Origin of the sequence: Streptomyces sodiiphilus (assembly GCF_039529215.1) — a bacterium.
GTDB classification, from domain to species: domain Bacteria; phylum Actinomycetota; class Actinomycetes; order Streptomycetales; family Streptomycetaceae; genus Streptomyces; species Streptomyces sodiiphilus.
In genome coordinates, this window is sequence record NZ_BAAAMJ010000027.1 from 67,681 (window position 1) to 92,024 (window position 24,344).

Genomic DNA, 24,344 nt, shown 5'->3' on the forward strand with positions numbered 1-24,344 from the left:
GGGCCCGGACGCGCTCAGGCCAGGCGGACCACCGCGCGGGCCATGCCGAGCACCTTCTGTCCGGCACTGGTCGCGGTGAGGTCCACCCGCACCGTGCGCTGCTCGTCGTCCAGCTTGGCGGCGACCTTGGCGGTCACCTCGACGGTGGCGCCGGTGTCGTCGTCGGGGACCACGACGGGCTTGGTGAAGCGCACGCCGTACTCGGTCACGGCGGCCGGGTCACCGGCCCAGTCCGTGACCACGCGGGCGGCCTCGGCCATGGTGAACATGCCGTGCGCGATCACATCCGGCAGCCCGACCTGCCGGGCGACGCGCTCGTTCCAGTGAATCGGGTTGAAGTCGCCGGAGGCCCCGGCGTACCGCACCAGCGCGGCCCGGGTCACCGGGAACGTCCTCGCGGGCAGTTCGGTGCCGGGCTCGACGTCCCGGTAGGAGATCCGTGCGGCCATCGGTCAGCCCTCCTCGGCGGCGCGGGCCACCAGCTTGGTGTGCGCGGTCACCACGTGTCCGCCCTCGGCGTCGTGCACCTCGCCCCGGACGGTCACGATGTCGTTGCCCGCCGCGGACCGGATGGCCTCGATGGTGGAGGTGACCGAGAGCCGGTCACCGGCCCGCACCGGCCTGGTGTACTCGAACTTCTGCTCGCCGTGCACCACCCGGCTGTAGTCCAGGCCCAGCTTCGGGTCGCTGATCACCTCGCCGGCCGCCCGGAAGGTGATCGTGAAGACGAAGGTGGGCGGCGCGATCACGTCCGGGTGACCCAGTTCACGGGCCGCGTCCGGGTCCGTGTACGCCGGGTTGGCGTCCCCGATCGCCTCGGCGAACTCGCGGATCTTCTCCCGGCCCACCTCGTAGGGCTCGGTGGGCGGATAGCTCCGTCCCACGAAGGACTGGTCGAGCGCCATGGGCTGGTACCCCTCCCGTGCCGCGAGGCCGCCCCCGTGATCGGGGACGGCCTCGTGTGAAATCAGTGGATCAGCGGGTCTCGCGGTGCGCGGTGTGCGAGTTGCAGCGCGGGCAGTGCTTCTTCATCTCCAGGCGATCCGGGTTGTTGCGCCGGTTCTTCTTGGTGATGTAGTTCCGCTCCTTGCACTCCACGCAGGCCAGCGTGATCTTCGGGCGGACGTCTGTGGCAGCCACGTGAGTGCTCCTTGACGGACGGACGGTGTGAACACAGAGACAGTAGCCGATCGGAGGACCGACCCCGCAATCGGCTACTGGGAGTGAAGTAGCGGCGACCGGACTTGAACCGGTGACACAACGATTATGAGCCGTTTGCTCTACCGACTGAGCTACGCCGCCAGGATGTGCGCCGCCCTGCCGGGGCAGGACGCCTCACACCACAGAGCCCCAAAACGGAATCGAACCGTTGACCTTCTCCTTACCATGGAGACGCTCTGCCGACTGAGCTATTGGGGCGAGCGATGAAGAGATTACACGCTCCGCGGCCGAAGACGAAATCGGTAACGATCCGCGCACACCGCCTGGACCACGGCAGTACGACTATTTGCACCTTACGCCCCCCGGTCCCGCACGCCCCGTACGCTCACCTCAGTCCGCCGCAGCGACCGAGTGACCGCGGGAGCCCGATGCCCGACCGCAGCGTGGCCAGTGAGGCCAGCGCCCTCGTCCTCAGCGGCCCCAGGCTGGCCGACGGACGGGCCGTCGACGTCCGCGTCTGCGCGGACCGCATCGAAGCCGTCGGGGTCCCCGGCAGCCTGCGCCCCTCCCCCGGCGCGGGCGACCACCTCGATCTCACCGGCCACCTGCTGCTGCCCGCCCCCGCCGAGCCGCACGCCCACCACGACACCGCGCTCACCGCCGTGCCCGGCGAGCCTCCCCCCGACACCCCCGGCGAGCTGCGGCGGCGCATCACCGAGGCGGTTCTGCTCCAGCTCGCCCACGGCGCGACCGCCCAGCGCAGCCACATCCGCATCGGCGACGTCAGCGGCCTGCACGCGCTGCAGGCCGCGCTGGAGACCCGCCGCGGCCTGCGCGGCCTGGCCGAGCTGATCCCGGTGGCCGTGCCGCGCCTGCTCACCGGCCGGGCCGGGGCCGACGGCCGCGCGCTCCTCCAGGACGCCGCCAAGATGGGCGCCACCGTCCTGGGGGGCTGCCCCGACCTCGACCCCGACCCCGCCGGCTTCCTGGAGACCGTGCTGGCCACCGCCGCCGAGCACGGCTGCGCCGTCGACCTGCACACCGAGGCCGACGACCCCGCCCGGCTGGCCCGGCTGGCCGCCGCCGCGGCCGGGCTGCGCCCCGGCGTGACACTGGGCCCGTGCGCCGGGCTGGCCCGGCTGCCCGCCGAGTCCGCCGCCCGGGCCGCCGACCAGCTGGCGGCCTCCGGCATCACCGTCATCTGCCTGCCCCAGGGCCAGTGCGGGCTCCTGCCCCGCGACGGCGGCCGGACCGTCCCGCCGGTGCGGCTGCTCCGCTCGGCCGGCGTCCGCGTCGCCGCCGGCAGCGGCGCGCTGCGCGACCTGGCCAACCCGGTGGGTCGCGGCGACCCGCTGGAGGCCGCGTTCCTGCTCGCCTCCCTGGGCGAGACCACCCCCGCGGTCGCCTACGACTGCGTCGGCACGCATGCCCGCCGCGCCATCGGCCTGCCCGAGGTGCGCATCGAGTCGGGGCGCCCCGCCGAACTGCTCGCCATCCGCGGCGAGACCGTCGCCGGCGCGCTGTCCCAGTGCTACAGCCGGCTGGTCATCCACCGCGGCCGCATCGTCTCCCGGACCAGCGCCGTCCGGGAGTTCTGCGGCTCCGCGGCCCGCCCGGCCCGCGGCCTTCCCCGCCAGCCCACCGGCTGAGGGCTTACCGTCGAGATATGCGTACTGTCATCGCGGGAGGCCACGGCAAGATCGCACTGCGGCTGGAGCGGCTGCTCGCCGCCCGGGGCGACGAGGCCGTCGGGCTCGTCAGAAACCCGGACCACTGCGCGGATCTGCGCGCCGCCGGCGCCGAACCCGCCGTCTGCGACCTGGAATCCGCCTCCCTGGACGAGGTGACGGCCCATCTGGAAGGGGCCGGTGCCGCGGTGTTCGCCGCGGGCGCCGGGCCGGGCAGCGGAGCGGCCCGCAAGGACTCCGTGGACCGCGCGGCGGCGAAGCTCTTCACGGACGCCGCCGAACGCGCCGGCGTGCGCCGCTACCTCATGGTCTCGGCCATGAACACCGACCGCGAGCCCCCGCCCGGCACCGACCCGGTCTTCGCCGCCTACCTGCGCGCGAAGTCCGCCGCCGACGCCGACCTGCGCGCCCGCAGCGGCCTGTACTGGACGATCCTGCGCCCCGGCCGGCTGACCGACGACGCCGGGACCGGCCTGGTCACCCTCGGCAGCCGCACCGGCCGAAGCGACGTGTCCCGCGACGACGTCGCTGCCGTGCTGCTGGCCCTGCTCGACGAGCCCGGAACCTCCGGCCTCACCCTCGAACTCGTGGGCGGTGACACCCCCATCGGGCGGGCCGTCGCCGACGTCGCGGCGGACCGTCCCGCACCGCCTCGGTAACTCCCCGCCCGCGCGGGCCGGCAGCGCCCCTGACCTGGCCCGGCGCCGCGGCGGACATACCCCGACATCGCCCCGCTTCACCCGAATGGCGGCCCTTGGGTAGAAGCATCCCATGAAGCGGATCTCAGGGTGGATCGCCGCGGTCATCGGGATCGCCCTGTTCTTCCTGCTGCTGTGGCAGGGACCCTGGTGGTTCGACGGCGCACGGCTGCAGAACGACGACCTGGAACCGGCCGACGCCATGGTCGTCACCGGGTTCCGGACCATGCTCATCGCCACGGGGGCGGGCGTCATCGCGGGCCTCGGCCTGCACTACACGCACCGCAACCACCAGCACACCCTCAAACTCTTCGACCACACCCGCGACAAGGACCGCGAACAGGCGGACCTGACCCGCGAGGGCCAGGTCACCGAGCGCTACGTCGAAGCCATCAAACTGCTGGCCTCGGACAACATGACGGAGCGGCTCGGCGGCATCTACTCCCTCGAACGGATCATGCGGGACTCGGAGAAGGACCACGCCACGGTGGTCGCCGTCCTCGCCGCGTTCGTGCGCCAGCACGCACCATGGACCGAGCCTCCGCCCGAGCGGACCTCCCCGGAGGAGGACGTCCAGGCCGTGCTCAACGTGCTGGGCGGGCGCCCCGAACGGCCCGAGGGGTTCTGCGTCGACCTGCGCGCCACCGACCTGCGCGGGGCGGACCTGCGCGGGGGCCAGCTGGAGGGCGCGAACCTGGCCGGCACCCACCTGGAGAACGCCGACCTCACCCAGGCCCAGCTGCGCTACGCCGACCTCAGCGAGGCAGCACTGAGGGGCGCCGACCTGACCGAGGCCCAGCTCCGCTACGCCGACCTCACCCAGGCGGACCTGGGGAACGCGACCCTCACCGAGGCCAACCTCGGGTACGCCGGTCTGGCCCAGGCGTGCCTGGAGAACGCCATCCTGATCGAGGCCCACCTGGAGAACGCCATCCTCTCCCGGGCCGACCTGACAGGTGCGGACCTCACCCAGGCACGCCTGGACAACACCATCCTGGCCAGCGTGGACCTCACCCGGAACACCTCCCTGACCGTCGCCCAGCTGGCCTGCGCACTCCTCCACACCACCACGGCCCTGCCTCCCGACCTGGCCGACGACCCCGTCATCCGCGCCCGCATCGGCGAACGCGACCCCCGTTGATCCCCCTCGACCTCGCCTCCACCGGCGCCGCGTGCGGGCTGCCCAGCAGCCCTAGTCCTTCGGGGGTGATGGTGTGCAGCACCCGCTTGCCGCGCCGGGCTCCGACGCCCAGCCGAGCGTGTGCTCGACGGGGTGGACAAGGACCGGCATGAGCTCGGGTGAGGCCAGGGTGACGGGCCTGCGGACGCAGAAGAACGACGGCTGCAGCAGCGGGCGGAAGGCTCGCGGACCGGGGGCCCGGCGATCAATGGTTGTGCGCATGCCATGCGGATCTTCTAAGGTCGTGGAGATTCCGAAGAGGGGTGACGCATGGTGCGTGGGGGATGGCCGGCCGCCGGGTGTGCGGCGGTATTACTGGTACTGGCCGGATGTGGCCGGCCGGCCGCCGAGCCGGAGCCGGTTCCGAAGGCCGGGGCGGACGTGAGGGCCGGGGCCGAGGAGAAGGCGACGGAGGAACCGGCGGGCCTCGCTCCGTACACGAGCACCGACGAACTGCCGCAGACGCTCGGCGCGGACGGCACCACGATCATGGTGGGGGACCCCGACGCCGCGCTGACCATCCACATGTACGAGGACCTTCGCTGCCCGGTCGCCCAGGAATTCGAGGCCACCGGTGGCCAGGCCGTGCGGCGGGACCTGATGCGGCGGGAGACGAAGGCCGAGTACACCCTGGCCTCGTTCATGGATGACAATCTGGGCGGCACCGGTTCGGCGAAGGCCGCCAACGCGTTGCGCGCCGCGCTGGAGGAGGAGAAGTTCCTCGAGTACCTGAACGTGCTCTTCGTCCACCAGCCCGAGGGAGGTGCCGATGGTTTCACTGACGCCCGCCTGCTGGAACTCGCCGGCCAGGTGAAAGGGCTGCGAGGTCCGGAGTTCGACGCGGCGGTGCACACCATGAAGTACCGCGACTTCGTGAGCGCCTCCCAGCAGGCATATCTCGAGGCGGGAGAAAGCGGGGAGCCCGAGGGCCCCGGCACGCCGACCGTGCTGATCAATGACAAGCGGATCCCGGACCAGGTCGCCGGTGTCCTCTACGACCACGATGTGCTCGGCGTGCTTCTGTGGGAGATCCGCAAGGACCCCCAGCGATGGGAAACCACTCCCCTGTAGGCAGACTCATTGGCCCCGTCACCTCCTGCCAGGCCCTGCGCAGCAGCTACGTCTCGGCTGGCCGGCCGGGAGCAGGCACGACGTGATGGCGGGACTGCCGTTCGACCACCGGGCCCTCTTCCGCCAGTCTGCTCGGCGGAAGAGGGCCCGGTGCCCCGCTGCCCCAGCCGCAGCAACGAAGGACCCCCTCCGACCTGCCATGATGGCTGGTCGGAGGGGGTCTTCCTGTCCTGTGGGCGGCGCCAGGATTCGAACCTGGGAAGGCTGAGCTGGCAGATTTGCAGGCCGCGCGCGCTTGGTGCACCATCCAGCCCGCGACCTGCGGTGATACCCCGAACCTGATGGCAGCGACGCCTCACCGTCCACACCTCGCCCACAACGCCCAGCTCACCCGGTCATGAAGCGATGTGCTGCCAGCCCAAGACTGGCCACACTCATGAAGGCTGCCCCGCTGGCTCCCAGGACTGTCGGCAAGGCAGCACCTTCCACGTGGAAGAGCGCGCCCACCACCGCGGCTACCCCCCAACTGGCCAGAAGGATGATCGCCAGCCAGATGCCCCTCTGAGAGTGGTTGTTCCCGTTCACCCTGGTCTCCTCCCCTCGGCACTCCCGCGCCGAGCGACCTCGCTCACCTACACCCCTGGTGGGGCAGACCAAAGGTGCCAAGACGAAAAGCCCAGGTCAAAAGCCCGCACGACGTTAGCGAAGGAGACGAAGCGTCGCCGTGATGGCGCATCCGAACCTTCCTGATGCCTTGATTAAGAAATCGCTAAGAAGACCTCGCGCATCCTCGAAGGCAGGTATAAGGAAGTACCCCCTAGGACCCCCTGTACCCCTGGGACCCCCGTACTGCTGGTTTCTCCTCCAAGAAGGTTGGTCAATTGCTCAACTCCCTCTACTCGAACGCAGTCAGACAGCTGGGGAAAGCCGTCGATATGTCTGAGCGGCATGGAAAGGTGGCGTTTTCGCCGAGTTTCGTCAGGTCGCAGGCCGATGGAGCGCAACCACCTCTTGCCCGGCTCATCCAAGGCGGGCGAGGCGGCGAGGTCCGTCTCAAGCTGTACCTGTGCATCACGATGATGGCCACGGCGGAGCCTCACGACATCCGGCGGCCGCCAGTGCCGTATGCGTGGGCGCGCATGCTCGCTCTCCCGCCCGAGACCGGGCCACGTCGAGTGACCAACAACCTCAAGTGGTTGAGCCGCAACGGCTTCATTGAGCTGGAAGCGAGGCGGGGCAGCACTCCTGCCATTAAGTTGGTATCCCTCGAAGCGCCAGATCTCCCATACGTGCGCGCCAGCACTCAGGGGCGGTACATAGGAATCCCCTTAGAATTCTGGCGAAACGGCTGGATTCTCCGCCTGAGCCCTACAGGAATAGCCCTCCTCTTTACCCTCCTCGAATCTCAAGGCGGCTACGAAGAGGCCCGATATGTCACCTCCGAGAGACGTGACACCTACGGCCTATCCCACAACACATGGACAAAGGGCAGGAAAGAGCTGGAACAGTACGGATTCCTCACAGTGAAGCGCACCCCACAGGGCACCGATTTCGATTACCGACGACTGAGAAATTCCTATTGGATAGACGAGGGGAAGTTTTCAGAGAAGCCGAACTGATTCACACCGACTGACCCCATCTCCACAGGCGGCATGGGTATACGAGCGGACCGGGGTAGACATCGTCGGTGAAAACCAAGCGTCGGCCTTTGCCTGTATCCGCCTCACAGTCGCCCCTCCTCACGCAGACCGGAATGAGAAAGGCCCGGTACCCGGGTCTTTCGAAAGTGATCTTGTGTCCGGGTTCGTTACGCCTGGCCGAGGGTGGGGAGGGGCCGCAGGTGGTTGCGGACGGTGTGACGGAGGGCGGCTGCGATGTGGTGTGGCCGTCCTGGCGGTGGTGGCCGATGGCGAGGTTGCGCAGACCGGCCATGACGCGGGGCAGGTTGCGGGTGATCTTTGAGTCGTCCTCGTGGAAGCTGCGGTCGCGGATGGGATGCAGCTGGTTCTCGATGGCCAGTGGCCGCGGATCCAGGCCGCGAGTTCGCTGCCGGTGGCCTGGCCGGGCGGCTGTCTCGTGACCAGGTATATCCGCTCGATCGTCAGTTTGCCCGTGCGCAGGTCCGATCTCCAGGGCACGACTTGGAGGGCCTGGCGTGCGTGCGAGTAGTCGATGTGGGCGAATGCGGCGGCCTTCACCCGGCTATACAGTGGGCGAGTTGGAGAAACCGGAGCACATCCGGGCCGCACTGGACGCGTTGGGCACTCGGCAGGACGGCAAGCCTGCGGCGGCTCGGACCGCCAAGCCCAAGCGGGCCTGTTTGAGCGAGGTTCTCGGCATGGCAGTGGAGAAGCAGTACTTCACAGTTCCGGTGAACCCCTTGGGGACGGTGAAGTGGGCCGCTCCGAAATCGGTCGAGGAGGTGGACCCGGACAGCGTTGCCAATCCCCGGCAGGTGCGCACGTTGCTGCGGGCCGTACGAGAGCAAGGGGCACGAGGCACTCATCTGGAGGCGTTCTTCGGCTGCCTTTACTACGCCGCGATGAGGCCTGCGGAAGCGACAGCCCTGACACGTGGGCAATGTCGGCTCCCGGAGACCGGATGGGGCACGCTCACGCTTCGCCGCGGAGTGGTACGGGCCGGGGCCGGCTGGACAGACGACGGCACCGCACACGAACAGCGGCAACTCAAGGCGCGAGCCGAGGGTGACTCACGGCCGGTGCCAATCCCTCCGTTCCTTGTCCAGATGCTGCGTGCACACCTGGAGCGGTTCGGCACGGCACCGGACGGCCGCCTGTTCCGCACCAGTCGTGGCGGCCTCCTTCAAGAGACCGGATACGGGGAGGTCTGGGCCCGCGCCCGGGCTGAGGCACTGACCGAGGAGGAGCGAGCCTCGCTACTCGCCCGGCGGCCTTACGACCTCCGACATGCCGGCGTCTCTCTGTGGCTCGCCTCCGGCGTGGATCCAATGGAATGCGCCCGGCGGGCCGGCCACACCATCGCCGTGCTGTTCCGGGTGTACGCCAAGGTTCTCGCCCATGCGCAACACCAGGCGAACGAACGGATCGACGCCGCGATGAGGGAGTGGAACACGCCCGACACGTAGAAGGCGGTCGAGATCCCGGGGGACGCCTGGGGGACACGAAGTGACCCGAGCCGGGATACGGGTGGTATCGGGTGAGACACCTCACGTGTCCAGCCGTTGGCCCCCGCACAGAGGAAACCCCCTCCGACCAGGTCTTTCGGCTGGTCGGAGGGGGTCTTCCGGTCCTGTGGCGGCGCCAGGATTCGAACCTGGGAAGGCTGAGCCGGCAGATTTACAGTCTGCTCCCTTTGGCCGCTCGGGCACACCGCCTTGGCATGCTGCCGTGAGCCCGGTGGTGCCGTGCTCGCTGGCAACGGGGTAAACCATACCCGATGGACCGGGGTGATCCGCCACCCGGTTCCGACCGCCTCCCCGGCGCCCGCGGGTGGCTAGGCTGGCCTTCCCACACCTTCTCCGCCCACGACGCACGAGGAGCTACGCACACCATGGCCGACTCCAGTTTCGACATCGTTTCGAAGGTCGACAGGCAGGAGGTCGACAACGCCCTCAACCAGGCCGCGAAGGAGATCTCGCAGCGCTACGACTTCAAGGGTGTCGGCGCCTCCATCGGCTGGTCCGGGGAGCGGATCGAGATCCGGGCCAACGCCGAGGAGCGCGCGAAGGCCGTGCTGGACATCTTTCAGTCCAAGCTGATCAAGCGCGGCATCTCGCTCAAGGCGCTGGACGCCGGGGAGCCTCAGGCATCCGGCAAGGAGTACAAGCTGGGGTGCTCCCTGAAGGAGGGCATCTCCCAGGAGGACGCCAAGAAGGTCGCCAAGCTCATCCGGGACGAGGGCCCCAAGGGCGTGAAGGCTCAGGTGCAGGGTGACGAGCTGCGCGTCAGCTCCAAGAGCCGGGACTCCCTCCAGGAGGTCCAGCGGCTGATCAAGGAGCGCGACTTCGACTTCGCGGTCCAGTTCGTCAACTACCGCTGAGCGGCCCCGGACGGACGACCGGCGCGCGAGAAGCCGAGAGCGCTGTGGGTGGCCACCCCCGGCGCTCTCGGCTTCTCGCGCGCCCGGGCGGGCCACAGTGCGCTGGGGACGTCCCCGGCGCTGCACGGGGAGGCATTGCGCCGGTCAGGGCCCTGCTGCGGTTGTGTGACGAGTGGAGGTCCGGTGAGTGATTCACCCGATTGCCGCAAAGAAAGCCCGAGCAGGAACCCTCGGGCGTTCACTTGTCTGACAAGCAGGTAGCGTCGGCTACCCGCGATGATCAACACGGTGTGCACCTGTACCGGGAAAGGGCGGAGATGTCACCGGACACCATCGGCTTCGCGCTGCTCCTCCTGGGGGTTCTCCTTCTGCTGGCCAAGATCATCCGGGTGAAGTGGCGGCTGGCGCAGCGGCTGTTCATTCCCAGCTCGATCATCGGCGGCGGCTTGGCCCTGATACTGGGGCCCGACGTCCTCGGCCGGGTCGCCTCGGCCTTCGGCGCCGACGGCTTCACCGAGTCCGGCCTGTTCACGGCCGACATCCTGGAGGTCTGGGGCTCACTGCCCAGCCTGCTGATCTCGGTGGTCTTCGCCGCGCTCTTCCTGGGCCACCGGTTGCCCGGATTCCGCGAGGTCAGTACCGTCGCGGGGCCGCAGATCGCCTTCGGGCTCACCCTGGCCAGCGGCCAGTACGTGCTGGGCATCCTGCTCGCGCTGCTCGTCCTCGGTCCGGTCTTCGGGCTGCCCGTCCTCAGCGGGGCGCTGATCGAGATCGGCTTCGAGGGCGGTCACGGAACGGCGGCCGGCCTCGGAAACACGTTCGCCGAGTTCGACTTCGCCGAGGGCCAGGACCTCGCTCTCGGCCTGGCCACCGTGGGCCTGCTGTCCGGCATCGTCATCGGCATCACGCTGATCAACTGGGCTGTGCGCACCGGTCGCACCACCGAACTGCACCAGAACGCCACGCCCTCGGTGACCGAGCAGGCCGGGCTGGTGGAGAAGCAGCGTCGCAGGTCGGCGGGCACCCTGACCGTGCATCCGTCCTCGATCGAGCCGCTGACCCTGCACTTCGGCCTGCTCGCCGTCGCCGTGATCATCGGTTGGCTGCTGCTGTCGGCCCTCCAGTGGGTCGAGTCCTTCACCTGGGCCGGCACCATCGAGCTCTTCGCCCACGTGCCGCTCTTCCCGATGGCGATGATCGGGGGCATCGTCGTCCAGCTCGCCATCCAGTCCTTCGACCGGCACGAGGTCGTGGACCGGCAGCTGATCGAGCGCATCCAGGGCTTCTCCCTGGACACCCTGATCATCGCCGCACTGGGCACCCTGTCGCTCCAGGTGATCGCGGAGAACCTGGGCCCGTTCCTGCTGCTGCTGGTGACCGGGCTGCTCTGGTCCGTGCTGTCCCTGGTGCTGCTGGCTCCCCGGATGATGCCGGACCACTGGTTCGAGCGGGGCATCGGCGACATGGGCCAGTCCCTGGGCGTGACCGCCACCGGCCTGATCCTGCTGCGCATCGCCGACCCGGAGCTCCGCACCCCCGCCTATCCGGCGTTCGGCTACAAGCAGCTCGCCCTGGAGCCGTTCTTCGGCGGCGGGCTGGTCACCGCTGCGGCGATCCCGCTGCTGGCCAACTTCGGGGCGGGCTGGATGCTGGGCGGCATGGTCGTGCTGCTGATCGGATCGCTGGCCGTCGGTCTGCTGCACTTCGGGCGCAGGCGGCAGCCCCCGGGAGAGCCGGCGACGGTGCCGTTCGAGCAGGCCTGACGGTCCTTACCGGCTCTCCCACGGGTAATAGGCCCGGCCGGAGGGGACGATCTCGCTGCCCAGCGGCATGAGGGAGACCGGGATCATCTTGAAGTGGGCCACGCCGAACGGAATGCCGATGATGGTCACGAAGAAGGCGATGCCGGCCGCGATGTGGCCGAGGGTGATCCAGATGCCGGCCACCAGCAGCCAGATCACGTTGCCCACGGCGGACGGCACTCCGGCGCCGGGCCGCCGGACCACGCTCTGGCCGAAGGGCCACAGGGCGTAGGCGGCGATGCGGAAACACGCGATGCCCCAGGGCGCGGTGATCACCAGCAGGAAGCACACCAGCCCCGCGATCGCGTAGCCGAGCGCCATCCACAGGCCGGAGAAGATGAGCCAGATGACGTTCAGCACGGTCCGCACGGTGTCGGTCCCCCTCGGTGGTGCCGGCCGGGCCGGCCGGATCGGTGCGGCCGGCTCAGGCCGGCCCGGGTCATCCCTGCCCGGTGGGGGCGTGGTTCAGTACCGGCCACCGGCCATCGCCTCCAGGCGGGCGATGCGCTCGGCCATCGGCGGGTGCGTCGAGAACATCCTGGACATGCTCTCACCCCGGCGGAACGGGTTGGCGATCATCATGTGGCTCGCGGTCTCCAGCTTGGGCTCCGGGGGCAGCGGCAGGGCCTGGGTTCCGGCCTCCAGCTTGTGGAGGGCGCTGGCCAGGGCGAGCGGGTCGCCGGTGAGCCGGGCCCCGGAGGCGTCCGCCTCGTACTCCCGGGAGCGGCTCACCGCCATCTGGATGAGGGAGGCGGCCAGCGGTCCCAGCAGCATGATCAGCAGCATGCCGACGATGCCGGGCCCCCGGTCGGACCGGCCGGGCAGCAGCCAGGCGAACTGGACCAGGAACATCACGACGGAGGCCATGGCCCCGGCGACGGAGGAGATCAGGATGTCGCGGTTGTAGACGTGGCTGAGTTCGTGGCCGATGACGCCGCGCAGCTCGCGTTCGTTCAGCAGCCGCAGGATGCCCTCGGTGCAGCAGACCGCTGCGTTGCGCGGGTTGCGGCCGGTGGCGAAGGCGTTGGGGGCCTCGGTGGGCGAGATGTAGAGCCGGGGCATCGGCTGCCGGGCCACGCCCGCCAGCTCGCGGACCATCCGGTAGAGCTCGGGGGCCTCGAACTCGCCGACCGGCCGGGCCCGCATGGCGCGCAGCGCGAGCCTGTCGCTGTTCCAGTAGGCGTAGCCGTTGGTGGCCAGGGCGACGACCAGCGCGACGACGAGCCCGGTACGGCCGAAGAAGCTGCCGATGACCAGGATCAACGCGGACATGCCACCGAGCAGTACGGCGGTGCGCAGTCCGTTGTTCCGGTGGTGCACGGTAGGCCCTCCAGATCGTGCCGTGGGGGGATGCGGGGGTCTCCGGGGCGCGGTGTTCTCCTCGCCGCGGTCCGGTGGACACTCCCGCCCTGCACAACGCGATCCGGCGGATTCCGGTTCCCGGGGCGAGCGCTCTCCGCCACCGGGCGTGATCAAGGGCTACAACAGGCCGTCGGCGGCGAGGCGCAGGATGATCTGCGGTGCGCCGGACAGCACGATGCCGATGAGCGCGGTCAGGCCGATGGCCGCCGCCAGAGGCACGGCGGGCCGGCGGTGGCCCGCCGGGGCGGCGACGGGGAGGGTGTCGGTGGCCGTACCGGCCGGGGCCGCGGCGGCGGGGGCCTGCGCGGGGATCTCCGGGGCGGACGGCTCCGGGGCGGCGGGGGCGAAGAGGACCGCCGTCCAGCGCAGGTAGTAGACGAGCGCCACCACCACGTTGACGGCCATCACGACGGCGAGGACGCCGAGACCGGCGTCGACGGCGGACCGGAACACCACGATCTTGGCGAACAGGCCGATGACCCCCGGCGGCAGTCCGGCCAGGCACAGCAGGAAGAAGCCCATGGCCAGCGCGGTGAGCGGGGAGCGGGACCAGAGCCCCCGGTAGTCGGCGACGCGGTGCCGCCGGGCGCCGCCGGCGACGTGCACCGCGACGGCGAAGGCGCCCAGGTTGACCGCCGCGTACATCAGGGCGTAGGCGAGGGCGGCCCCGACGGCGCCGGGGACGTGGTCGGCGCGGGAGGCGGCGGCGACGGGAACCAGCAGGTAGCCGGCCTGGCCGACCGAGGACCAGGCCAGCAGCCGGATCGCACTGCCGGACGCCTCCGGGCGGGTGCGCAGGGCGGCGACGTTGCCGGCCGTCATGGTGAGGCCGGCCAGCACCGCGACGGCCGGGCCCCACAGGTGGCCGAAGGCCGGGAAGGCCTCGGTGGTGACCAGGATCAGGCCGGCCAGTCCGGCGGTCTTGCCGACGACGGAGAGGAAGGCGGCCACCGGCAGCGGGGCGCCGAGGTAGGTCTCGGGCACCCAGAAGTGGAACGGCACGGCGGCGGTCTTGAAGGCGAAGCCGACGAGGGTGAGGGCGACGCCGGTCTCGGCGAGGGTGGCCAGCCGCGGATCGGCGGCCGGCAGGGCGGTGGCGATCTCGCCGAGGTGGAGGCTGCCGGCCCCGGCGTAGACGAAGCTGATGCCCAGCAGGGTGACGGCGGTGGCGGTGACGGAGGACAGGAAGAACTTCACCGCCGCCTCGGGGCCGGTGCGGCTGCCGCGGCGCAGCCCGACCAGGGCGTAGGCCGGGAGGGTGGCCAGTTCCAGGGCGATGATGACGGTGGCAAGGTCGCGGGCGGCGGGCAGCAGCGCGGCGCCCGCGGTGGCGGACAGCAGCAGGAACCAGAACTCACCGCGCGGCAGAGTGCCGTCGCGCAGCCCGGGCATGGACAGCAGGGCGGTCAGCAGCGCCCCGCCCAGGACCAGGAGCTGGACGGTCAGGGCGAAGGGGTCGGCGACGTAGCTGCACAGCGCGGGGCTGTCGGTCAGGCAGAAGGTGGTCCGGCCGCCGTCGCGCAGGGGCAGCAGCCAGAGCAGGGAGAGGGCGAGGCCGGCCAGGGCGAGGGGGCCGAGCAGCGGTTTGCGCTCCTCCGGGAGGAAGAGGTCGGCGAGGAGTACGGCCACCGCGGTCGCGGCGACGGTCACCACCGGCGCGATGGCCGCCCAGTCGACGGTCTGGATGAGGGTCATCGGACGGCTCCCGGCAGGAGGTTCTGCACGGCGGGATCGGTGAGGTGCAGCAGCAGTCCGGGCCACAGGCCGGCCAGGAGGGTGAGGGCGGCCAGTGGTGCCCAGGTGACGAACTCGAAGGGCCGGACGTCCGGCAGGTGGCCCGCCGTGCGGGAGCCGGCCGTCACGTCGGGGGCGGCCGTGGCGGGCGCGGCGGTGCCGGGGCCGTCCTGCGAGGCGCCCTCCGGGCCGTCCTGCCCGGCGGCGGCGCGGGACGCGGCGGCCTGCGCGGCGGGGGCCGGGGCGGGCGGGGGCGCGTCGCCCATGCACAGGCGGCGGACGACCAGCAGCAGGTAGGCGGCGGTGAGCAGGGTGCCGAGGGCGGCGAGGGCCAGGTAGGTGAGGTAGGCGGGGCGGCTGAGGCCGTCGGCGGGGTGGTACGAGCCGAGCATGGCCAGCAGTTCGCCCCAGAAGCCCGCCAGCCCGGGGAGGCCGAGCGAGGCGATGGAGGCGAAGGCGATCAGTGCGCCCAGTCGCGGGGTCCGCCCGTACAGCGCGGCGCCGCGGGCCCCGGCCAGGCGGTCGAGGTCCGTGCTGCCGGTGCGTTCCTTCACGGCTCCGACGAGGAAGAACAGCAGGCCGGTGATGAGGCCGTGGGCGATGTTGGCGAACAGCGCGCCGTTGACGCCGGTGGCGGTGAGGGTGGAGATGCCCAGGAGCACGAAGCCCATGTGGCCGACCGACGAGTAGGCGACGAGGCGTTTCAGGTCGCCCCCGGCGCCCTGCCGGACCAGGGCGAGGCAGGCCAGCGAGCCGTAGATGATGCCGGCCACGGCGAACGCCCCCAGGTAGGGCGCGAAGACGTGCATGCCCTCGGGGGCGGCGGGCAGCGCGATGCGCACCAGCCCGTAGGTGCCCATCTTCAGCAGGACTCCGGCCAGCAGCACGGAGCCGACGGTGGGCGCTGCGGTGTGCGCGTCGGGCAGCCAGCTGTGCAGCGGCCACATGGGCGCCTTGACGGCCAGGCCGAGGCCGATGGCGAGCACCGCCAGGAGCTGAGTGGTGCGGGTGAGCCCTTCCCCGTGGGCGGCGGCCAGGGCGGTGATGTCGAAGGTGCCGGCCTGGACTCCGATGAGCAGGAAGCCGAGCAGCATCAGCACCGAGCCGAGCACGGTGAACAGCACGAACCGGGTGGCGGCCGGGCCCCGGCCCTCGCCGCCCCAGCGGGCGATGAGGAAGTACATGGGGATGAGCACCATCTCGAAGGCCAGGAAGAAGACCATCAGATCGAGTGCGGTGAAGGTGGCCAGAGTGCCGGTCTCCAGGACCAGCAGCAGCGCCACGAACGCCTTGGGGGTGGGGCCTTTCGGCATCCGGAAGTAGCTGTACAGCGCGCACAGGAAGGTGAGCAGCGCGGTGAGGACGACCAGCGGCAGGGAGATGCCGTCCACGCCGAAGTGCAGCCGGATGCCGAGCGCCGGGATCCAGCTGATGTCGGAGGCGGCCTGCATCCGGGCGGGGTCGTCGTGGTCGAACGCGGCGGCCAGCAGCAGGGCCCCGGCCAGCACGGCCCCGGTGACGGTGACGCCGTGCCGCAGGACGGCCTGCTCCGGGCCGCTGCCGCGCAGGCCGGGGGGCGCGGGCAGCAGGGCGGCCCCGGCCCCCAGCAGCGGGAGGACGACGACGGCGACGAGCACCAGTTGCAGCACGGTGTCGTTGAGGCTGATCACTGCGTTTCACCTCGCTGCGTCGGTTCCGGCCGTGCGGGGCGGGGCCCGGGGGGCCGGCGGGGAGAAGGAGGTCGCTGCACGGTTCACCCTCCTGCCGCGACGAGGACGGCGGCGGCGGCCAGCACCAGGGCTCCGGCCAGCAGCGTGCTGAGGTAGGTCTGCACGTTGCCGGTCTGGGCGCGGCGGACGGCGGCGCCGAGCAGGCCGGGGGCGGCTCCGGCGCCGCGGACGTAGGTCTCGACGACGGCCCGGTCCAGGAAGCGGACGAGCCGGGCGGCGGCCTCGGTGGGACGGACCACGGCGGCGGCCAGGGCGGTGTCCAGGTGGAAGCCGGCGGCGGCGTGCGGGTGGAGGCGGCCGAGCAGGGCCGGTCCGGGGTCGGCCGGCAGGTCGGACTCGTAGGCGCGGCGCCAGGCGGCGTAGGCGAGGATGCCGCCGGCCAGCGCGGCGCCGGTGGCCAGCACGGAGGTGACGAGCTGGGGGTCCATGGAGCCGCCGTCGAGCCGGCCGGGCAGCGGGCCGAAGGCCAGTCCGAGGGTGAGGGAGGGGACGGCGAGCACCCACAGCACGGCTGTCATGACCGGGGAGGACGCCTCGTGCGCGGGCACCGGTTCGGTGCGGGCGTCGACCGGGTCGTGGAAGACGACCAGCCACAGCCGGGCCGCGTAGGCGGCGGTGATCAGGGCGGTGAGGAGCCCGGCGACGAGGACCAGCCAGCCGGCGGCGGCCGGGATGCCCGCGGCGGGTTCGACGGCGGTGTGCTCGGCGGCGGCGAGCACGGCCTCCTTGGAGAAGAATCCGGCGAACGGGGGGACGGCGGCCAGCGCGAGCAGCGCGATGGTCATGGTCCAGAAGGCGTCGGGGGCGCTGCGCTTGAGGCCGCGCAGCCGGGACATGGCGGCCAGCGATCCGGTGCCGGCCGTGTGGATGAGCACCCCGGCGGCCAGGAACAGCAGGGCCTTGAACGCGCCGTGGGTCAGCAGGTGGAAGACGGCGGCGCCGCGGTCGGCGACGGCCAGGGCGCCGGTCATGAGGCCGAGCTGGCTGATGGTGGAGTAGGCCAGGACCCGTTTGATGTCGTCCTGGGCGAGGGCCGCCAGGGCCGCCCCGGTCATGGTGAGGGCGGCGACGGCGGCGAGCACGACGAGGGCGGCGGCCGAGGCGGTGAAGACCGGCAGCAGCCGGGCGACGACGTAGACGCCGGGGGGCACCNGCGGCGTGAATGAGGGCGGAGACGGGGGTGGGGCCGGCCATCGCGTCGGGCAGCCAGGTGTGCAGCGGGACCTGGGCGGACTTGCCGGCGACTCCGGCCAGCAGCAGCAGGGCGATGAGGGTGGGCTGGGCGAGTTGGGCGTCGGAGAGGGAGGAGGTGAGCCGTATGACGATCGTGCTGATGCGGAAGGTGCCGGTCTCGGAGGCCAGCGCCAGGATCCCGATGACGAACGGCACGTCGCCGAGCTTGGTGACCAGGAACGCCTTGAGGGAGGCGCTGCGGGCGGCGGCGGTCTCCCAGTAGTGGCCGACCAGGAAGTACGAGCAGATGCCCATGACCTCCCAGCCGACGAGCAGCACGATGAGGTCGTCGGTGTAGACGACGAGCAGCATCGCGGAGGTGAAGAGGGAGACGAGGGCGGCGTACGAGGGGTAGCGGGTGTCGCCGGCGAGGTATCCGGTGGAGTACAGCTGGACGCAGGAGGCGACCACCGTGACCAGGACGGCGACGAGGACGGCGAATCCGTCCAGGTGGAAGGCGAGGTCGATGCCCAGGTCGGGGTTGCCGGTGGGGGCGAGCCGGGTGGCGGCGGTGAGCGGGTCGGCGCCGTCCAGCCGGAGGGCGACGAGCACGGCGAGGCCGGCGGCGGTGAGGGTGGGCAGCACGGCCAGCGGCCGGACCCAGCCGGGCGCGCGCCGTCCGGTGAGCAGGATGAGGGCGGCCGCGGCCAGCGGCAGCAGGGGGACGAGGGCGGCTGCGGTGGTGGTGCGCACTCAGACCGCCTCCCGGTCGCGGCCGGCCGGCCGCTCCTCGCCGGGCCGGCGGTCGTCGCGGTCGTTCAGCTCCCGCAGCCGGTCGACGGCGGAGATCCCGCGGTTGCGGTGGACGAGCAGCACGATGGCGAGTCCGATCCCGATTTCCGCGGCGGCGACCGCGATGAGGAAGAGGGTGAAGACCTGCCCGGAGTGCAGGGCGTCGCGGAGCCAGACGTCGAAGGCGACGAGGTTGAGGCTGACCGCGGCGAGCATCAGCTCCACGGACATCAGCACCAGGATCACGTTGCGGCGGGCGAGGACGCCGTACAGGCCGGTGCAGAACAGCAGGACGGCGAGGACCGCGGGGTAGGCGAGGTGCATCAGCGGGCCGCCTCCCCGCCGTCGTCGCCGGAGCCGGCCGGGCGGGCGGTGGCCTCGGGTCTGCCCTCGGCGGCGAGCCGGTGCCGGGAGACGACGATGGCGCCGACCAGCGCGGCCAGCAGCAGGGCCGACAGCGCCTCGAAGGGCAGCACCCAGTGCCGGAACAGGCTCTCGCCGATCGCCCCGGTGTCGCCGTGCGGGGTGTCGAGGTCGATCCAGGTGGTACGGAAGGCGTCCACCACGAGAGTGACGAGGAGGACCGCGGCGGCCAGGGCGACGGCGAGCGCGACCGGCCGGTTGCGGGAGTCCGCGTCCGGGGAGGGCCCGATGGGCGCCTTGGTGAGCATCAGCCCGAACAGCAGCAGCACCACGACCGATCCGAGGTAGATGAGTACCTGCACCCAGGCGATGAACTCGGCGGTGAGCAGCAGGTATTCGATGGCGAGTCCGCCCAGGGCGACGACCAGCCACAGGGCCGCGTGGACCAGGTGGCGGCTGGTGACGCACAGCACGGCGGCGCCGAGGACGATCAGGCCGGTCAGCAGGAAGACGATCTCGACCCCGGTGGGCGAGAGGAAGCCGGAGGGCTCCTGGGCGAGGAGGGTCACGCGTCGCCCTCCTGCCGGGCGGCGAGCTTCTCCGCGGTCCGGCGGGCCGCCGCCACCTCCTTGGGCTCCTCGGCGGCGTCGTCCGGGGGCGGCGGCTCGGGGACGGTCCACATCCATTCGCGCAGCCGGTCCCGCTCGTGGGTGAGGTCGCGGATGTCGGTCTCGGCGTACTCGAACTCCGGGGACCAGAAGAGCGCGTCGAACGGGCAGACCTCGACGCAGATCCCGCAGTACATGCACAGCGCGAAGTCGATGGCGAAACGGTCGAGCACGTTGCGGCTGCGCTCCCGTCCGCCGGGCGCGGCCGGCGGCACCGCCTCCTTGTGGGAGTCGATGTAGATGCACCAGTCCGGGCACTCGCGGGCGCAGAGCATGCAGACCGTGCAGTTCTCCTCGAACAGTCCGATGACGCCGCGGCTGCGCGGCGGCAGCGAGGGCTGGGCCTCGGGGTACTGCTGGGTGACGGCGCGGCGGGTCATCGTGCGCAGGGTGACGGCCAGGCCCTTGGCGAGTCCGCTTCCCGGGGTCATGAGATCACCACCTTGACGATGCCGGTGAGCGCGATCTGCGCGAGGGCGAGGGGGACGAGAACGGTCCAGGCGAACTTCTGGATCTGGTCGGCGCGCAGCCGGGGCCAGGCGACCCGGGCCCAGATGACCAGGAAGCACAGCGCGCCGGTCTTGAGCAGCATCCACAGCCAGCCGAGCTGGTCGGGGAAGGGGCCGTGCCAGCCGCCGAGGAACAGCACGGCGGTCAGCGCGGAGACGATGACGATGCCGGCGTACTCGGCGAGCAGGAAGAGGGCGAAGCGCAGCCCGGAGTACTCCGTCCAGGCGCCGAAGATGATCTCCTCGGGGGCGAGCGGCGCGTCGAACGGCGGGCGCTGGAGCTCGGCCATGCCGGCGGTGAAGAAGACGAACGCACCGATGATCTGCCAGGGCACCCACCACCACTCGAAGGCGCCGAGGATGCCGGTGAGGGAGAGGGTGCCGGCGGCCATCGCGACGGAGGCGGCGGCCAGCAGCAGCGGCAGTTCGTAGGCCATCAACTGGGCGGCGGTGCGCAGGCCGCCCAGCAGCGAGTACTTGTTGGCCGAGGCCCAGCCGCCCATGAGGGAGCCGAGCACTCCCAGGCCGAGCACGGCCAGCACGAAGAAGATGCCGGCGTCCAGGACCTGGCCGACCATCCCGTCGGGGCCGATGGGGATGGCGATGAGCACCACGAGGTAGGGGACGAGCGCGACGGCGGGGGCGAGCTGGAAGATCCGCCGGTCGGCCCCGGCCGGGACGATGTCCTCCTTCTGCGCGAACTTCACGCCGTCGGCGACGAGCTGGGCCCAGCCATGGAAGCCCCCGGCGTGCATGGGGCCGACGCGGCCCTGCATGTGGGCCATGACCTTGTGCTCGGCCTGCCCGACGAGCAGCGGCAGCACCAGGAAGGCCAGCAGCACGGCGCCGGAGCGCAGCAGGGCGTCGAGGAGGTCCATCAGCTGCCGTCCTCCCGGTCCTCGGCGCCGCCGCCCTCGGGGCGGGGCGTGTTCCACGGGGCGTCAGCGCTGCGCGGGGGGCGCGTGCGCCGGGGAGCGGGGGCGGGTGTCTCCTTCTGGCCTCCGGCGTCGGTGGCGGGCTTCCCGGCGCCCTCGGGGCTCTCGGGGCTCTCGGGGCGCGCGGGGCGCGCGGGGCGCGCGGCACGCTGGCTCGCCGAGCCCTCCCCCGCCGAGCGGCTGCGCCGCGGACGGCGGGCGGGGGGTGCCGCGCCCTCGGTGTCCGGGGGCACTCCGGCCCGGCGGGCCGGCCGGGCGGCCGGGGCTCCGGGGCGGCCCCGGGCCGGACGGGCGGCCGGCGCGTCGGGCAGGGTGCCCTTCAGCGGCCCCCACTCGTTGGGGTCCGGCACGCCCGGCGGGAGCATCTGGCGGCGCCTGGGCCCGCCGTGCCCGGACTCGCCGGGCTCCTTGGCGCCGGGCCAGGCCTTGGCCACCCGTGCGGCCAGCACGAAGTCCTTGCGCAGCGGGTGCCCTTCGAAGGTGTCGGGCAGCAGCAGCGGGGTGAGCCCGGGGTGGCCGGTGAAGTCCACGCCGAACATCTCGTGGGTCTCCCGCTCGTGCCACGCCGCCCCCGCGTACACGCCGGTGGCGGTCGCGAGGACGGGGGCGTCGTGCGGCACGGTGGTGCGCAGCAGCAGCCGGCGGGGCGGCGTGGCGACGGCGACCAAGTGCGCGCAGACGGCGAAGCCCTCACCGGGCTCGTCGACGGCGCTGAGCCAGTCGAACCAGGTGCAGCCCAGTTCGTCGCGGGCGGTCCGCAGCGCCTCGGTCCAGCGGCCGGCGGGCACGTCCACCGTCAGCAGCCCGTAGGCCTCCCGCTCGCTCGCGCCCTCTCCGAAGATCTCGCCGGCGGGCGCCGGCAGCCAGCTCACCGGCGGTCCTCCCCCGGGGTCGTCGCCGGTGCCGGCGGAGGGGCGACCAGGCCGCCCGTCAGTTCTCCGGCTCCCGGCCGCGGGGCGTAGCGGCCGGCGGTGGACTCCTCGGCGATCTTCTCCTGCAGCTTGAGGATGCCCTGCAGCAGCGCCTCGGGGCGCGGCGGGCACCCGGGGACGTAGACGTCGACCGGGAGGATCTGGTCGACGCCCTTGGTGACGGAGTAGGAATCCCAGTACGGCCCGCCGCAGTTGGAGCAGGCGCCGAAGGAGATCACGTACTTCGGCTCGGGCATCTGCTCGTAGAGCCGCTTCACCGCCGGGGCCATCTTGTCGGTGACCGTCCCGGACACCACCATCAGGTCCGCCTGCCGGGGGCCGGGGGCGAACGGGATGACGCCGAGCCGGATGAAGTCGTGCCGGGACATCGAGGCGGCGATGAACTCGATGGCGCAGCAGGCGAGTCCGAAGTTGAAGACCCACAGGCTGTAGCGCCGGCCCCAGTTGAGGATCACCTTCATCGGCTCGGGGGCGAGCCGTGCCAGCGGGCCGAGCCGGGAGGGCGGAACGGGGGCGGGGGCGGGGACGGCCGCGGAGCCGCCGGGGTTCAGGTCCATGTGAGAACGCCCTTCTTCCAGGCGTACAGGAGTCCGACGGCCAGGAAGCCGAGGAAGATGAACATCTCCACCAGGGTGACGCCGCCGAAGCCAGGGGCGGCGAAGACCGTGGCCCAGGGGAACAGGAAGACGGCGTCCACGGCGAAGATCACGTACAGGAAGGCGTAGACGTAGTAGCGGACCTGGGTGTGCGCCCATCCCTCGCCGACCGGGTCGACACCGCACTCGTAGGTCAGCAGCTTCTCCGGGGTCGGCACCACCGGGCGCAGCAGGCGGGCGGCGGTGAAGGCCACCGCGACGAAGAGCACGCCGACGACCGCGACCAGTCCGACGACCGCGTAGCCGTGGAAGTAGTCCGGCACCTTGGCCCCTTTGTGGTGATGTCCGGCTGTCGATGTGTGCGTTGGGCTTCCGCGCCGGGGGCGCCCGGCGTACGGAGGGAGTTTAGGGGGTGATCGCGGGCTTGTGGCCAGTGCGTCGGCACCGGTGTGCGGCGAGGTGGGGTCAGCACCACCATCCGGCCACCGACCCGCCCCATGGTGGCCGGTCGTGCGACCGGGCAGTCTGGGGCCCATGAGCAGCAGTCCACCCGTCACCGTCACCGGGACCGGCACCGGCACACCCGGCGAGAGCACCGGCAGCGACAGCGGCGCCCTCCTGCCCCCGCGTCCGGCGCTGAGCGGCCCCACCTGGCGGGAGACCGGCTGGCTGCTGACCGGCTGGCTGGTGGATCTGACGGCCTTCTGCTTCCTGTCGGTGTGGCTGTACGCGGGGGTGCTGCTGTCGGTGACGGTGATCGGCCTGCCGGTGCTGGCGCTCGGACTGGCCGGCTGCCGCCGGCTGGGAGCATGGGAGCGGGCCCGCGCCCGGTCGCTGCTGGCGGTGGAGGTCGAGGAGCCCAGCGCGCTGCGGCCGCTGCGCGGTGACGGCTTCCTGGCCTGGCTGTGGACGGCACTGAAGGACCCGGTGGGCTGGCGGGCCGCGCTGTTCTTCACGGTACGGCTGCCGTGGTCGCTGCTGGTGTTCCCGGTGACGCTCGTCGCACTGCTGGTCGCCTGGCCGGCGCTCCCGTGGCTCGCCAGGTGGGGCAGCGACGTGGACCGGGCGCTGGTGCGGGCCCTGCTGTCCCCGTCGGACGAGCTGGAGCGGCGGATCGCCGAACTGGAGTCGGACCGGGTGGTGGTGACCGACACGGCCGGCGCCGATCTGCGGCGGATCGAGCGGGATCTGCACGACGGCGCCCAGGCCCGCCTGGTCAACCTCGCCATGGGCCTCGGCCTGGCCAAGGAGAAACTCGCCCAGGACCCCGAAGCCGCCGCCCGCATGGTCGACGAAGCCCACGGCGAAGCCAAACAAGCCCTCAAGGAACTCCGCGACCTCGCCCGCGGCATCCACCCCGCCATCCTCACCGACCGCGGCCTGGGCCCCGCCCTGTCCGCCCTCGCCTCCCGCTGCACCGTCCCCGTCACCCTCGACACCGACCTCCCCCACCGCCCCGCACCCGCCATCGAAGGCATCGCCTACTTCACCGTCTCCGAACTCCTCCAGAACATCACCAAACACAGCAACGCCCGCACCGCCACCATCGACATCTGCCGGGCCGACGACGGCCGGCTCCTCATGCGGGTCCACGACGACGGCCGGGGCGGTGCGGACGCCTCGGCCGGCAGCGGACTGGCCGGNTACTTCACCGTCTCCGAACTCCTCCAGAACATCACCAAACACAGCAACGCCCGCACCGCCACCGTCGACATCTGGCGGGCCGGGGAGCAGTTGATGCTGGTGGTGGAGGACGACGGCCGGGGCGGTGCGGACGCCTCGGCCGGCAGCGGACTGGCCGGCCTCACCGAACGCCTCGCCGCCGTCGACGGCCTCCTCACCGTCCACTCACCACCCGGCGGACCCACCACCGTCACCGCCGCACTCCCCTGGCGGCGCCGGTAGGCTGCGGCACGGCGGGACGGCTACG

At 71.7% G+C, this 24,344-nt stretch carries 22 protein-coding genes, 3 tRNA genes and 3 pseudogenes; 10 read left to right on the forward strand and 18 right to left on the reverse strand.

The features are described 5' to 3' along the window. Positions 1-14: 14 nt before the first annotated feature. From ABD299_RS13240 to ABD299_RS13260, 5 genes are all read right to left on the reverse strand, one after another. On the reverse strand, positions 15-449 hold the full coding sequence (locus tag ABD299_RS13240; RefSeq protein WP_344261825.1) for a MaoC/PaaZ C-terminal domain-containing protein: 435 nt from the start codon (positions 447-449) through the stop codon (positions 15-17). 3 nt (positions 450-452) lie between these two features. Beyond that, positions 453-905, reverse strand: a complete 453-nt coding sequence (locus ABD299_RS13245; RefSeq protein WP_344261827.1) for an FAS1-like dehydratase domain-containing protein — start codon at positions 903-905, stop codon at positions 453-455. Positions 906-975: 70 nt separating this feature from the next. Beyond that, positions 976-1,140, reverse strand: coding sequence for a 50S ribosomal protein L33 (gene rpmG, locus ABD299_RS13250; protein WP_003956487.1), 165 nt, complete (start codon positions 1,138-1,140; stop codon positions 976-978). 89 nt (positions 1,141-1,229) lie between these two features. After that, a tRNA-Met gene (locus ABD299_RS13255) sits at positions 1,230-1,302 on the reverse strand. A gap of 44 nt (positions 1,303-1,346) precedes the next feature. Further along, a tRNA-Thr gene (locus tag ABD299_RS13260) sits at positions 1,347-1,419 on the reverse strand. 170 nt (positions 1,420-1,589) lie between these two features. On the opposite strand from ABD299_RS13260, the gene ABD299_RS13265 reads away from it, so the two are divergent. The 6 genes from ABD299_RS13265 to ABD299_RS13295 all read left to right on the forward strand — a co-directional run bounded on the left by ABD299_RS13265 (position 1,590) and on the right by ABD299_RS13295 (position 8,904). Beyond that, positions 1,590-2,810 (forward strand): amidohydrolase family protein, encoded by a 1,221-nt coding sequence (locus tag ABD299_RS13265; RefSeq protein ID WP_344261829.1) that lies wholly within the window; start codon positions 1,590-1,592, stop codon positions 2,808-2,810. 17 nt (positions 2,811-2,827) lie between these two features. Further along, positions 2,828-3,508 (forward strand): SDR family oxidoreductase, encoded by a 681-nt coding sequence (locus tag ABD299_RS13270; RefSeq protein WP_344261831.1) that lies wholly within the window; start codon positions 2,828-2,830, stop codon positions 3,506-3,508. Between the two features lie 112 nt (positions 3,509-3,620). Next, positions 3,621-4,688, forward strand: coding sequence for a pentapeptide repeat-containing protein (locus ABD299_RS13275; protein ID WP_344261833.1), 1,068 nt, complete (start codon positions 3,621-3,623; stop codon positions 4,686-4,688). Positions 4,689-4,997: 309 nt separating this feature from the next. Beyond that, positions 4,998-5,798, forward strand: coding sequence for a DsbA family protein (locus tag ABD299_RS13285; protein ID WP_344261835.1), 801 nt, complete (start codon positions 4,998-5,000; stop codon positions 5,796-5,798). Positions 5,799-6,679: 881 nt separating this feature from the next. Then, complete coding sequence (locus ABD299_RS13290) at positions 6,680-7,417, forward strand: hypothetical protein (protein ID WP_344261837.1); 738 nt, start codon at positions 6,680-6,682, stop codon at positions 7,415-7,417. A gap of 599 nt (positions 7,418-8,016) precedes the next feature. Next, a complete protein-coding gene (locus ABD299_RS13295) occupies positions 8,017-8,904 on the forward strand; it encodes a tyrosine-type recombinase/integrase (RefSeq protein WP_425581326.1) in 888 nt (295 codons plus the stop codon). Between the two features lie 167 nt (positions 8,905-9,071). On the opposite strand, the gene ABD299_RS13300 is transcribed toward ABD299_RS13295, so the two are convergent. Next, a tRNA-Tyr gene (locus tag ABD299_RS13300) sits at positions 9,072-9,153 on the reverse strand. 176 nt (positions 9,154-9,329) lie between these two features. On the opposite strand from ABD299_RS13300, the gene ABD299_RS13305 reads away from it, so the two are divergent. Together ABD299_RS13305 and ABD299_RS13310 are read left to right on the forward strand one after the other, a co-directional pair. Beyond that, a complete protein-coding gene (locus ABD299_RS13305) occupies positions 9,330-9,818 on the forward strand; it encodes a YajQ family cyclic di-GMP-binding protein (RefSeq protein WP_344261840.1) in 489 nt (162 codons plus the stop codon). 317 nt (positions 9,819-10,135) lie between these two features. Beyond that, entirely contained in the window at positions 10,136-11,581 is a 1,446-nt protein-coding gene (locus ABD299_RS13310) for a sodium/glutamate symporter (RefSeq protein ID WP_344261842.1), read from the forward strand. A gap of 6 nt (positions 11,582-11,587) precedes the next feature. Here the strand turns inward: ABD299_RS13310 and ABD299_RS13315 are convergent, their stop codons facing one another. The 12 genes and pseudogenes from ABD299_RS13315 to ABD299_RS13370 form a co-directional block, all read right to left on the reverse strand. After that, on the reverse strand, positions 11,588-11,989 hold the full coding sequence (locus tag ABD299_RS13315; RefSeq protein ID WP_344261844.1) for a YccF domain-containing protein: 402 nt from the start codon (positions 11,987-11,989) through the stop codon (positions 11,588-11,590). 96 nt (positions 11,990-12,085) lie between these two features. Beyond that, entirely contained in the window at positions 12,086-12,940 is an 855-nt protein-coding gene (gene htpX / locus ABD299_RS13320; protein ID WP_344261846.1) for a zinc metalloprotease HtpX, read from the reverse strand. A 159-nt stretch (positions 12,941-13,099) separates the two neighbouring features. After that, the gene (locus ABD299_RS13325; RefSeq protein WP_344261848.1) at positions 13,100-14,677 is read right to left on the reverse strand and encodes an NADH-quinone oxidoreductase subunit N; all 1,578 of its coding nucleotides are present in this window, start codon (positions 14,675-14,677) and stop codon (positions 13,100-13,102) included. Continuing rightward, entirely contained in the window at positions 14,674-16,386 is a 1,713-nt protein-coding gene (locus ABD299_RS13330; RefSeq protein ID WP_344261850.1) for a complex I subunit 4 family protein, read from the reverse strand. Before ABD299_RS13330 ends, ABD299_RS13325 begins: the two co-directional genes overlap by 4 nt. An 83-nt stretch (positions 16,387-16,469) precedes the next feature. After that, positions 16,470-18,372: pseudogene (locus tag ABD299_RS13335) on the reverse strand (NADH-quinone oxidoreductase subunit 5 family protein). Next, positions 18,373-18,735: an NADH-quinone oxidoreductase subunit NuoK gene (nuoK, locus tag ABD299_RS13340; RefSeq protein WP_344261852.1), complete on the reverse strand. Its 363-nt coding sequence runs from the start codon at positions 18,733-18,735 to the stop codon at positions 18,373-18,375. Continuing rightward, positions 18,735-19,343: an NADH-quinone oxidoreductase subunit J family protein gene (locus ABD299_RS13345; protein ID WP_344261854.1), complete on the reverse strand. Its 609-nt coding sequence runs from the start codon at positions 19,341-19,343 to the stop codon at positions 18,735-18,737. The genes nuoK and ABD299_RS13345 overlap by 1 nt, the downstream gene beginning before the upstream one ends. Beyond that, positions 19,340-19,873: a NuoI/complex I 23 kDa subunit family protein gene (locus ABD299_RS13350; protein WP_344261856.1), complete on the reverse strand. Its 534-nt coding sequence runs from the start codon at positions 19,871-19,873 to the stop codon at positions 19,340-19,342. The genes ABD299_RS13345 and ABD299_RS13350 overlap by 4 nt, the downstream gene beginning before the upstream one ends. Then, on the reverse strand, positions 19,870-20,829 hold the full coding sequence (locus ABD299_RS13355) for a complex I subunit 1/NuoH family protein (RefSeq protein WP_344261858.1): 960 nt from the start codon (positions 20,827-20,829) through the stop codon (positions 19,870-19,872). The genes ABD299_RS13350 and ABD299_RS13355 overlap by 4 nt, the downstream gene beginning before the upstream one ends. Then, a complete protein-coding gene (locus ABD299_RS13360; protein ID WP_344261860.1) occupies positions 20,829-21,758 on the reverse strand; it encodes an NADH-quinone oxidoreductase subunit C in 930 nt (309 codons plus the stop codon). The genes ABD299_RS13355 and ABD299_RS13360 overlap by 1 nt, the downstream gene beginning before the upstream one ends. After that, positions 21,755-22,375, reverse strand: a complete 621-nt coding sequence (locus tag ABD299_RS13365) for an NADH-quinone oxidoreductase subunit B (RefSeq protein ID WP_344261862.1) — start codon at positions 22,373-22,375, stop codon at positions 21,755-21,757. The genes ABD299_RS13360 and ABD299_RS13365 overlap by 4 nt, the downstream gene beginning before the upstream one ends. Further along, a complete protein-coding gene (locus ABD299_RS13370) occupies positions 22,366-22,737 on the reverse strand; it encodes an NADH-quinone oxidoreductase subunit A (RefSeq protein WP_344261864.1) in 372 nt (123 codons plus the stop codon). The genes ABD299_RS13365 and ABD299_RS13370 overlap by 10 nt, the downstream gene beginning before the upstream one ends. 211 nt (positions 22,738-22,948) lie before the next feature. On the opposite strand from ABD299_RS13370, the pseudogene ABD299_RS13375 reads away from it, so the two are divergent. Both ABD299_RS13375 and ABD299_RS25145 read left to right on the forward strand, forming a co-directional pair. Continuing rightward, positions 22,949-24,055: pseudogene (locus ABD299_RS13375) on the forward strand (sensor histidine kinase); the annotation flags it as partial. A gap of 21 nt (positions 24,056-24,076) precedes the next feature. Continuing rightward, positions 24,077-24,319, forward strand: a pseudogene (locus ABD299_RS25145) (ATP-binding protein); the annotation flags it as partial. Positions 24,320-24,344 lie beyond the last annotated feature (25 nt).

Excerpts from the sequence above, each read along its gene's own strand:
- ABD299_RS13240 (WP_344261825.1), bottom strand. The coding sequence starts at position 449 with ATGGCCGCACGGATCTCCTACCGGGACGTCGAGCCCGGCACCGAACTG.
- ABD299_RS13245 (WP_344261827.1), bottom strand. The coding sequence starts at position 905 with ATGGCGCTCGACCAGTCCTTCGTGGGACGGAGCTATCCGCCCACCGAG.
- ABD299_RS13265 (WP_344261829.1), top strand. The coding sequence starts at position 1,590 with ATGCCCGACCGCAGCGTGGCCAGTGAGGCCAGCGCCCTCGTCCTCAGC.
- ABD299_RS13270 (WP_344261831.1), top strand. The coding sequence starts at position 2,828 with ATGCGTACTGTCATCGCGGGAGGCCACGGCAAGATCGCACTGCGGCTG.
- ABD299_RS13275 (WP_344261833.1), top strand. The coding sequence starts at position 3,621 with ATGAAGCGGATCTCAGGGTGGATCGCCGCGGTCATCGGGATCGCCCTG.
- ABD299_RS13285 (WP_344261835.1), top strand. The coding sequence starts at position 4,998 with ATGGTGCGTGGGGGATGGCCGGCCGCCGGGTGTGCGGCGGTATTACTG.
- ABD299_RS13305 (WP_344261840.1), top strand. The coding sequence starts at position 9,330 with ATGGCCGACTCCAGTTTCGACATCGTTTCGAAGGTCGACAGGCAGGAG.
- ABD299_RS13310 (WP_344261842.1), top strand. The coding sequence starts at position 10,136 with ATGTCACCGGACACCATCGGCTTCGCGCTGCTCCTCCTGGGGGTTCTC.
- ABD299_RS13325 (WP_344261848.1), bottom strand. The coding sequence starts at position 14,677 with ATGACCCTCATCCAGACCGTCGACTGGGCGGCCATCGCGCCGGTGGTG.
- nuoK (WP_344261852.1), bottom strand. The coding sequence starts at position 18,735 with ATGCACCTCGCCTACCCCGCGGTCCTCGCCGTCCTGCTGTTCTGCACC.
- ABD299_RS13350 (WP_344261856.1), bottom strand. The coding sequence starts at position 19,873 with ATGACCCCGGGAAGCGGACTCGCCAAGGGCCTGGCCGTCACCCTGCGC.
- ABD299_RS13355 (WP_344261858.1), bottom strand. The coding sequence starts at position 20,829 with ATGGACCTCCTCGACGCCCTGCTGCGCTCCGGCGCCGTGCTGCTGGCC.
- ABD299_RS13365 (WP_344261862.1), bottom strand. The coding sequence starts at position 22,375 with ATGGACCTGAACCCCGGCGGCTCCGCGGCCGTCCCCGCCCCCGCCCCC.